The organism is Pseudomonas sp. HLMP (assembly GCF_046365545.1).
In the GTDB taxonomy this organism is placed as follows: Bacteria; Pseudomonadota; Gammaproteobacteria; order Pseudomonadales; family Pseudomonadaceae; genus Aquipseudomonas; species Aquipseudomonas guariconensis_B.
Window position 1 is genome coordinate 1 of record NZ_JBDLLR010000021.1, and the last position, 8835, is coordinate 8835.

General features: G+C 66.5%; 10 protein-coding genes and 1 pseudogene. 3 read left to right on the forward strand and 8 right to left on the reverse strand.

What is annotated here, in order from left to right:
• Nucleotides 1-137: 137 nt before the first annotated feature.
• Both ABFA30_RS24235 and ABFA30_RS24240 read right to left on the reverse strand, forming a co-directional pair.
• Complete coding sequence (locus ABFA30_RS24235; protein WP_225790943.1) at nt 138-1346, reverse strand: hypothetical protein; 1209 nt, start codon at nt 1344-1346, stop codon at nt 138-140.
• Nucleotides 1347-1387: 41 nt separating this feature from the next.
• Nucleotides 1388-1837: a YcgN family cysteine cluster protein gene (locus ABFA30_RS24240; RefSeq protein ID WP_225790942.1), complete on the reverse strand. Its 450-nt coding sequence runs from the start codon at nt 1835-1837 to the stop codon at nt 1388-1390.
• Between the two features lie 210 nt (nt 1838-2047).
• Between ABFA30_RS24240 and ABFA30_RS24245 the strand changes: the two genes are divergently transcribed.
• The gene (locus ABFA30_RS24245) at nt 2048-2644 is read left to right on the forward strand and encodes a nitroreductase family protein (protein ID WP_225790941.1); all 597 of its coding nucleotides are present in this window, start codon (nt 2048-2050) and stop codon (nt 2642-2644) included.
• A 112-nt stretch (nt 2645-2756) separates the two neighbouring features.
• Here the strand turns inward: ABFA30_RS24245 and ABFA30_RS24250 are convergent, their stop codons facing one another.
• The 4 genes from ABFA30_RS24250 to ABFA30_RS24265 form a co-directional block, all read right to left on the reverse strand.
• Nucleotides 2757-3689: a D-2-hydroxyacid dehydrogenase gene (locus ABFA30_RS24250; protein WP_410046091.1), complete on the reverse strand. Its 933-nt coding sequence runs from the start codon at nt 3687-3689 to the stop codon at nt 2757-2759.
• A 78-nt stretch (nt 3690-3767) separates the two neighbouring features.
• Nucleotides 3768-4061 carry a YcgL domain-containing protein gene (locus tag ABFA30_RS24255; RefSeq protein ID WP_015271354.1) on the reverse strand — a complete coding sequence of 98 codons (294 nt, stop codon included), beginning with the start codon at nt 4059-4061 and terminating at the stop codon, nt 3768-3770.
• The gene (gene rnd, locus ABFA30_RS24260) at nt 4061-5191 is read right to left on the reverse strand and encodes a ribonuclease D (RefSeq protein WP_225790939.1); all 1131 of its coding nucleotides are present in this window, start codon (nt 5189-5191) and stop codon (nt 4061-4063) included. Before rnd ends, ABFA30_RS24255 begins: the two co-directional genes overlap by 1 nt.
• An 83-nt stretch (nt 5192-5274) precedes the next feature.
• A complete protein-coding gene (locus ABFA30_RS24265; RefSeq protein ID WP_225790938.1) occupies nt 5275-5640 on the reverse strand; it encodes a 5-carboxymethyl-2-hydroxymuconate Delta-isomerase in 366 nt (121 codons plus the stop codon).
• A gap of 119 nt (nt 5641-5759) precedes the next feature.
• On the opposite strand from ABFA30_RS24265, the gene ABFA30_RS24270 reads away from it, so the two are divergent.
• A complete protein-coding gene (locus tag ABFA30_RS24270) occupies nt 5760-5996 on the forward strand; it encodes a YdcH family protein (RefSeq protein WP_225790937.1) in 237 nt (78 codons plus the stop codon).
• A 175-nt stretch (nt 5997-6171) separates the two neighbouring features.
• Here ABFA30_RS24270 and ABFA30_RS24275 read toward each other — a convergent pair whose 3' ends face one another.
• Entirely contained in the window at nt 6172-7353 is a 1182-nt protein-coding gene (locus tag ABFA30_RS24275; protein WP_225790936.1) for a trans-sulfuration enzyme family protein, read from the reverse strand.
• A 162-nt stretch (nt 7354-7515) separates the two neighbouring features.
• Here ABFA30_RS24275 and ABFA30_RS24280 point away from each other — a divergent pair, with 162 nt between their 5' ends.
• The gene (locus tag ABFA30_RS24280) at nt 7516-7974 is read left to right on the forward strand and encodes an Lrp/AsnC family transcriptional regulator (RefSeq protein WP_225790935.1); all 459 of its coding nucleotides are present in this window, start codon (nt 7516-7518) and stop codon (nt 7972-7974) included.
• 64 nt (nt 7975-8038) lie between these two features.
• Here the strand turns inward: ABFA30_RS24280 and ABFA30_RS24285 are convergent.
• Nucleotides 8039-8835: pseudogene (locus tag ABFA30_RS24285) on the reverse strand (molybdopterin dinucleotide binding domain-containing protein); the annotation flags it as partial.

Consider the following 8835-nt stretch of genomic DNA (forward strand, 5'->3'; position numbering starts at 1 on the left):
CAAGCCGGCTCCTACAGAGTGGTCGAGTCGATCACAAGTAATGTGGTTTGCAGGGGCCCGTGGGAGCGGGCTTGCCCGCGAACAAGGGCGTAGCCCTTGCCATGCACCGGTGATGTTGGGGCCAGCCTTTTCGCGCGCTAGCGCAACAGCTTGCTCTGCAACACCTCGGAGCGCCGCCCGAGCACGCTCTCGCTGATCTGCACGAACTCCTCGTTGCTGACGCTGGACAACCGCATCAGCGCCTGGGTGACGTCATCCAGCGAGCGCTTGTCATGGGTATGCAGGCGGATCTCGCGGTCCAGCGCCTGGAGCAACAGCACGCCGCGGGCCACCTGGGCGGCGTCGGCCTTGTCGCCACGCAGGCGGGTGACCTTGGCGCCCTGCTGGTGCAGGCGCGCCTGCAGGGCCTGGTAGCGGTCGTCGCCCATGCCGCCGGCACGACGCAGCAGCTCGGTGGCGTAGTAGTCGGCCAGGCTTTCGCCCAGCCAGTCGCTGCCATCCCGGTCATTGACTTGGGCGAACAACTGCACCAGCTCGCGCAGCAAGGGGCTGGTGCCGCTCTCGCCGATCAACGGACGGCTGCTGTGCACGTACAGGGAGTTGTGCCCACTCAGGACCCCGCGCCACATCTCGTCACGCGCGCCAACCAGCAGCAGCTTGGGCGGGTTGCGCGGAAACACCGCCTGCAACTGGGGCCAGACGAACGTCAGCAGGGTCAGGGTGTCCATGCGCCGCATGCCCTGCCCTTGCGGCGCGGCCACGGTCACCTCCGTCTCGCCCAGGCGCGCACGGCGGCTGCCGAGGTTGCCGGCCAGCATCCAGCCGGTGGGGCGGTCGAACAGGCGCGAGACATTGTCGAGGCGAAACTTGTGCTTGCCGATACGCGGCCAGGCGGTCTCGACGCTCTTCCAGCCCTCGGGCAGCTCGAACGCCAGGCGCGCCACCAACTCGGTGCCATCCTGCTGGTCGAGGCGCGCCGCTGGCACCAACTGGTCGCCGCGAAACAGCGCCCAGCGCGGGGTGATGCGGCTTTCATAGGTAACGCCCTGGGGCTTCTGGTCCAGTTGCACGCGGTAACTGAGGCTGGCCTTGCCCGGGGCCGGGTGCCAGATCCCCCGTTGCGCCTGCACCTGCCATTGGCCATCGGCCAGGAAGCCGCTGTAGACGCCGCCCTTGCCCAGGTCGAAATCCAGGCTGCGCACCGCGCTGCCATCGGCCAGGACCAGGCGCACCTCGGCCTGGCCGCTCTGGGGCAGCAGGCGCACCTGGTAATCCAGGTCGACCTTGCGCGCCCAGGCGGGGAAGCAGGCCGTCAGGCCCAGGACCAACAAGAGGTGGCGACGCATACAGAAACTCCTTTTTCCCAGACGCGACAGGCCCAGGCAGCTCAACCGGCGCGAAAGATCAGGTGGTCTTCCCAGTCGTCTTCGTCCACGTCGTTCTCGCTGAGCATACGCCCCGACTGGGAAATACGCTGCTCATGCACTTGTTTGCGATCACCGCAAACCAGATGATGCCAGGTCGGCAGGTCCTTGCCTTCGCTGACCAGGCGATAACCGCAGGTGGTCGGCAGCCACTTGAACTGGTCGGCCTTGCCGGGGGTGAGCTGGATGCAGTCCGGCACCTGGGCGAAACGGTTGGGGTAGTCGCTGCACTGGCAGGTGTCGAGGTCCAGCAGCTTGCAGGCGATGCGCGTGTAGTAGACGCTGTTGTCGTCCTCGTCCTCGAGCTTCTGCAGGCAGCACAGGCCGCAGCCGTCGCAGAGCGACTCCCATTCCCGGGGATCGAGTTGCTCGAGGGTCTTACGCCGCCAGAAGGGCGCGTTGTCAGCGATCATCACAGGTTTCCTGCATAAGGCCAGCGACGAGCGTCAAGCAAGCGCGGGCGCGTAACGACTTCTCTGGTGGCGTGCAGCTCGATGCTTGCTGCTGGCATCTGCCACGGCGGCGCCAGTCTAGAGCCTGTCCCCGGTCAATGCCAGACCGCTTGTCAGCGGCGAGCGGACGCAGTAGCGTGCGCGCTTTCCCTTCCCTTGCAGGAGCGACCCATGAGCGCCAACCCGCGCATTGCCGACTACGCCATCAACGAGCAGTTCATCAACCGCTGGTCGCCACGGGCATTCACCGCCGAGCCGATCAGCCAGGAAACCCTGCTGGGCTTCCTGGAAGCCGCGCGCTGGGCACCTTCGGCCTACAACTCGCAACCCTGGCGCTTCCTCTATGCCCGCCGCGACACGCCGAACTGGGAGCGCTACCTGGGCATCCTCAACGAATTCAACCGCAGCTGGGCCCAGCACGCCTCGGCGCTGGTGCTGATCATGTCCAAGACGACCTTCACCGCCCCGGGCGCCAGCGAGCAAACCCCGGCGCTGTGGCACACCTTCGACACCGGCTCGGCCTGGGGCCACCTGGCCCTGCAGGCCAGCATCAGCGGCTGGCACACCCACGGCATGGCCGGCTTCGACCAGGCGCTGGCGCGTCAGGCACTGAAGATCCCCGAGGGCTACGCCCTGCATGCGATGGTGGCGATCGGCAAGCTGGGCGACAAGGCAACCCTCGCCGAAGGCCTGCAAGCCCGCGAAGTCCCCAGCCCTCGCCGCCCCCTGAGCGAACTGGCCGCCGAAGGCGATTTCAACCTTCTCTAAGCGGCAAACTGCAAGCCTCAAGCTGCAAGAAGATCGATGTCGCCTCTGGACCGGGGCATGATCCAAGATCGAAAGCTCGGCACGATCTCTCTTGCAGCTTGAAGCTTGCCGCTCAATACCCCCGCCCGAAATCCACCTCTCCTCGCAATGCCCGGCCCGCCTGGTACGCCCGCACGTTCTCGACGAACAACCGCACCATCGCCGTCGGCGAGGTGGGGGCCGAACTGTGGCCGGTCAGCAGCAGGCCCCAGGCGGTCCAGAACGGGTGGCTCCGGGGCAAGGGCTCCTGGCGGCAGACGTCGATTACCGCGCCGGCCAAGTGGCCCTGCTTCAAGGCTTCGACCAAGTCGTCATCGACCACCGCCACGCCGCGCCCGGCATTGATGAACAACGCGCTGGGCTTGAAGCGCCGGAACAGCGCCGCATCGTACAAATCATGGGTCTGCGGGGTGTCCGGCAGCAGGTTGAGCACGTAGTCGGCCTGCTCCACCAACCGCGGCAACGCGTCCAGGCCAGCTACCTCGACGAACGGCGCCTGCTGGCGGGTACTGCTGGCGATGCCATGCAGGGACACCCCGAACGGCGCGAGCAGTTCCGCGACCCGCTGGCCGATGTCGCCGGTACCCGCGACCAGCACCCGCCGCCCTTCCAGGCTGCGCCCGGGGCGGTCGTCCCAGCGCCGCTCGGCCTGGCTGGCCAGCCGCGCCAGTACGTCGCGCTCGTGGCCGAGCATGTAGGTCAGCATGTACTCGGCCATGACCTGGCCGAAGATGCCCACGGCACGGGTCAGACGGTAGTCGCGGGGCAACCCCTCGGCCAGCAGCGGGGTAACCCCCGCCCAGGTCGATTGCACCCAGCGTGGCCTGTGGCCCTGGCGCAGGAGGCTGGCCAGCAGGTCAGGCTGGCCCAGCCATACCGTGCATTCGGCTGCCTGGCGTGCCAGTTCGGCGGCGTCGCCGCTGGTCAGTACCTCCAGGTCTGGTGCCGCCTCGCCCAGCAGGCGGGCATAGTGGGCATGATCCTGTTCAGCGATCAGAACGCGCATGTCGAAAACCTTGGCAGACAACAACGAAGGCGGCCCGGCAGACGGACCGCTTGGCAGGGTGAGGCGAACGGCCCGGAATCAGGCCGGGTCGTTGCGGCGCAGCAGTTCTTCGGGCAGGTGCTCGATGTAGTCGTCCTCGGGCGGCGGCATCTGCAGGTGGTAGCCCTGGTTGTCGAGGTTCTCCAAGACCTTGGCGATGTCCTCGCGGGCCAGCTTGCGCTCGGGGGTGAGCACCAGGTCGAAGGCGTGCACCGGGGTGCCGAAGAACGGCAGAAGGCCCTCCGGCACACGCTCCAGGCCATCGGCCTTGAGCACGTAGAGGTACATCTCGTTCTTGCGTGGGCTCTTGTAGATCGAACAGATACGTTTCATCAGGATTCTCCGGCACCTGCCAGGCTGTCCAGCAGGGCCTGGCCCATGCGCTCGCGACGCCAGCCGCGCAGCGAATCGGGCAGTTGATAGGGGCCGTTGGGGAAGCCACTCTTGAGCAAGGCCTCCAGGGTCTTCTTGCGCAGCATCAGCTCCGGGGCGATGCCCAGGCGCTCGCCTTCGGCCTGGCCAACCCCACGCAGGCGCTTGAGGATAGCGGCGGCCTCGATCGGCAGCGGCTCGGGCAACGCGGGCGGCCACTGCGCCTCGGGCAGGCTGGCGGCGCGCTTGATCAGCTCGAGGAGGAACTCGCCGTCCTGGCGGATGGTGCGCGGGTGCATGTCGTCGATCTTCGCCAGGGCCGACAGGCTGTCCGGCTGGTGCCTGGCCATGGGCCAGAGCGCGTGTTCGCGCAGGATGCGGTTGCGCGGCAGGTCGCGGCCACGGGCCTGGCGCTCACGCCAGGCGCACAGTTCGCGCAGCACCGCCAGCTGCTGGCGCGACAGCTTCCAGGCCAGCTTGACGTCGCGGTACAGGGCCTCGGGCTCGACCTCCCGGCGCAATTGGGCGACCAGCTCGGCGCCGTCCTCCAGCACCCAGGCGTACTTGTCGTCCGACAGCCGCGGGCGCAGGGCGGTGAACAGCTCGGCCAGGTGCACGGCGTCCTCGGCGGCATAGCTGACCTGGGTCTCGGACAACGGCCGCTGCAACCAGTCCGAGCGGGTCTCGCCCTTGGGCAGGTCGATCCCCAGGACCTCCTGCACCAGCCGCGAATAGCCCATGGAAAAACCGATGTTCAGGTAGCCGGCGGCCAGCTGGGTGTCGAACAACGGTTGCGGCAGCTTGCCGGTCAGGCGCAGGAGCACTTCCAGGTCCTCGCTGCAGGCATGCAGGACCTTGACCACGCCATTGTCCTCGAGCAGCCCGGCCAGCGGTTGCCAGTCGCCGATCAGCAAGGGGTCGATCAGGAAGGCCCGCTGACCGTCGCCGACCTGGATCAGGCCGGCCTTGGGATAGAAGGTGTCGACCCGCATGAATTCGGTGTCGAGCGCTACGAAAGGCAGTTCGCGCCAGGCCCGGCAGTGTTCGGCCAGGGTCTGGTCGTCACGGATCCAGTGTATTTCGATGGCCACGAGGCTCTCCCACAAACATTGGCGCGCAGTATATACGGCGCGGGGCCTGGGGGTGAAACCTGGCGGGCGATCGGCGCAGTCGCTCAGCCGGGCAGGTGCAGCTTGGCGTAGGGTTCGCGGTCGATGTCCAGCACTTCCACGCACAGCTGGATATCCAGCCCGGCCCTGGTCGGGATCGCCTCGCGCAGCACCTCCAGCAGGCTGCCGGACAGCTGCTTCTTCACCTGCGGTGAACGCCCGCTGAGGATCGCCAGGCGTACGTGGGCGAAGGCCCGCTCGCCCGGTGCGGTGCCTACCCGGTACTGGGCGAAAGCCTGGGCGCGGCTCTTGATGTCCAGCTCGTCGGCGAACTGGCCGCTGCCGACCAGGGCATGGTTCAGGCGCATGAGCAGCAGGTCGACGTTCAGGTCGCCCAGGTTGTCGCTGTATTCCAGGTTCAGATGAGGCATGGCGCGGGTTCCGGGTCACGGGAGGGAGTGCGACAGCCTACCCCAGTCCCTGACCTGCGCAAAGACGACTATCCTCAAGGTTCAGGACTTTTCGCCAACCCCTGACCCGAGGTGAAGAAATGCCAGTCCCGCATGATCTGCTCGCTGACCTGCACATTTGCGCTGAAGATTTCCAGGCGCTCATCGACAAGGACCAGACGCTGCATCAACTGCACAAGGAGTACAACGCCAAGGACAAGGAAGTGGTGGCCGCCGAAGGCAACGGTACTTCCGACGATGCGGTCAACCGCTTGCGCAAGGAGCGGTTGTTGATCAAGGACAAGATCGAACGGATCATCCATCCGCCCAAATCCTGACCCTTCCCACCGCCCCTTCGCGGGCCGGCCAGTCAAGTGGCATTGGGGCTGCTTTGCAGCCCATCGCCGGCAAGCCGGCTCCCACACAGTCCCTGCAAACCGCATCATCCAGGGTACGACTCGTACCTGTGGGAGCCGGCTTGCCGGCGATGGGGCGCGAAGCGGCCCCAGGCACCTATACCGCCGCCGAAGCCTTCAGCGCAGTGTCCAGGTCATCGATCAAGTCGCGATGATCCTCGATCCCCACCGACAACCGCAGCAGGTTCTCGCCGATCCCCATCGCCTCCTTCTGCTCCGGGCTCAGGGAGTTGTGCGACATGCTCCAGGAGTGGTTGATCATGCTCTCCACGCCCCCCAGCGAGTCGGCCAGGACGAAGATCGACAGCGCCTCGACCAGCCGCTCGACCGCCGCCCGGCCGCCCTTGACCTTCATCGCCACCACCGCCCCACCGCTGCGCATCTGGCGCTTGCACAGCGCGTGCTGCGGATGGCTCTCTAGCTCCGGGTAGTAGACCTGCTCGACCTGCGCATGCCCTTCGAGAAAGCGCGCCACGCGCAGGGCGTTGGCGCACTGGCGCTCCATGCGCACGTCGAGGGTCTTGAGGCCGCGCAGGGCCAGGTAGCAGTCGAACGGCCCCTGGATCGCGCCAACGGCCATGCTGATCTTGCGCAGCCGCGCCAGCAGCGCGTCGTTGCCCGCCACCACCACGCCACCGATGAGGTCGGAATGGCCACCGATGTACTTGCTCGCCGAGTGCATCACCAGGTCCACGCCGAGGGTGATCGGCCGCTGGTTCCAGGGCGAGCAGAAGGTGTTGTCGATGCAGGTGAGGATGCCGTGCTCGCGGGCCAGGGCGCAGATGGCCTGGATGTCCACCAGGTGCAGCAACGGGTTGGTCGGCGACTCGATCCAGATCAGCCGGGTCTCGGGGCGGATCGCCGCGGCCACGGCCTGCAGGTCGTTGAGGTCGACGTAGGTGGTGGTCAGGCCCGAGGTGTGGCTGCGGTAGTCTTCCAGCAGGCGGAAAGTACCGCCGTAGACGCCGTTCATCACCACCACGTGGGCATCCTTGGGCAGCAGCTCCAGCACGGTGGCCGTGGCGCCCACGCCCGAAGCGGTGGCCACCGCGCCGACACCCTCCTCCAGGGCCGCGACGCAGGTCTCGTAGGCATGCCGGGTCGGGTTGCCGACGCGGCTGTAGGCGTACTCGGGGTTGTCGTCCAGGCTGCGCTTGATGAACGAGCTGGCGGTGACGATGGCCGGGAAGATGGCATTGTCGGCGACGCCGAACTGCTCGCCGGCATGGAGGGTACGGGTGGCGAAATTGCGTGGCTTGTCGGACATGATCGGGTCCATTGACTGGGAACGAGGCAGGTTGAAAGGCGCCACTATCGCATATCCGCCCTCATCCTCGTTGTATGGGGAACGAACATGTCACTGGCGACACACAAGCGTTCTCTTGTTTCTGCAACTGGGCTAATCTGGAGAACCTTTTTCTCCATCGAGCCCTTCACCGACATGGACAGTTTCGACCAGCACATCCTCACCCTGCTCCAGCGCGATGCCTCGATGTCCCTCAAGGACCTGGCCGAAGCCGTCAACCTGTCCACAACCCCTTGCTGGAAGCGGGTCAAGCGCCTGGAAGACGAGGGCTATATTCGCCGCCGCGTCGCCCTGCTCGACCCCGAGCGCCTGGGCCTGGGCCTGACGGTGTTCGTCCAGCTCAAGACCCAGCGCCACGACAGTGCCTGGCTCGAGCAGTTCGCCACGACGGTGACCGGTTTCGAGGAGGTGATGGAGGTCTACCGCATGTCCGGGGACTGGGACTACATGCTGCGGGTAGTGGTGGGCGACATCGCCGCCTACGACCGCTTCTACAAGAAGCTGATCACCAGCACCGACGGGCTGTCGAACATCACGTCCAGCTTTGCCATGGAGCAGATGAAGTACACCACGGCGTATCCGGTGCATCGGTGACACGAGGGCCGCTTGGCAGCCCAGGATTCAAAGCACCACTTGGCTGATCCGCCAGCCCACGCTCTCACTCCACGGCGATCGCCGCCTCGATCCGGTTCCCCGCCTGCGCCTTCTCCAGCTTGATCGCCACGAACTTGGAGGTCGGCGTGTAGGTCCCCTCGCCATAGCTCTCCAACGGCACCAGCGGGTTGGTCTCCGGGTAGTACGCCGCGGCCTGGCCCTCGGGCAGGTCGTAGGGCACCAGGCGGAAACCCGACACCCGCCGTTCGCGCCCGTCCTCCCACAGCGACACCATGTCCACGTGCTCGCCAGGCTCGAAGCCCAGGCGGCGGATGTCCGCCTCGTTGACGAACACCACCTCGCGCAGGCCGAACACGCCCCGGTAGCGGTCGTCCAGGCCATACAGGGTGGTGTTGTACTGGTCGTGGGAACGCAGGGTCTGCAGGATCAGGTCCGGCTTGTCGCCACGGGCCAGCACCTGGGCGTTGACCAGTTGCTCGGGCAACTGGCTGGCGGTGAAGCGGGCCTTGCCGCTGGCGGTGCGCCAGGTACGTTCGGCCGCGCTGTTGCCCAGGTGGAAACCGCCCGGATGCTGCAAGCGCGCGTTGAAATCGGCAAAGCCTGGAATGACATCGGCGATCAAGTCACGGATACGCGCATAGTCGCCGACGACATAGTCCCAGTCGATCGGATGGTTGCCCAGGGTGGCCTTGGCCATGCCGGCGATGATCGCCGGCTCCGAGCGCAGATGCGGCGAGCGCGGTTTCAACTGGCCATGGGAGATGTGCACCATGCTGAAGGTGTCTTCCACGGTGACGCCTTGCGGCCCCTCGGCCTGCAGGTCGATTTCCGTCCGGCCGA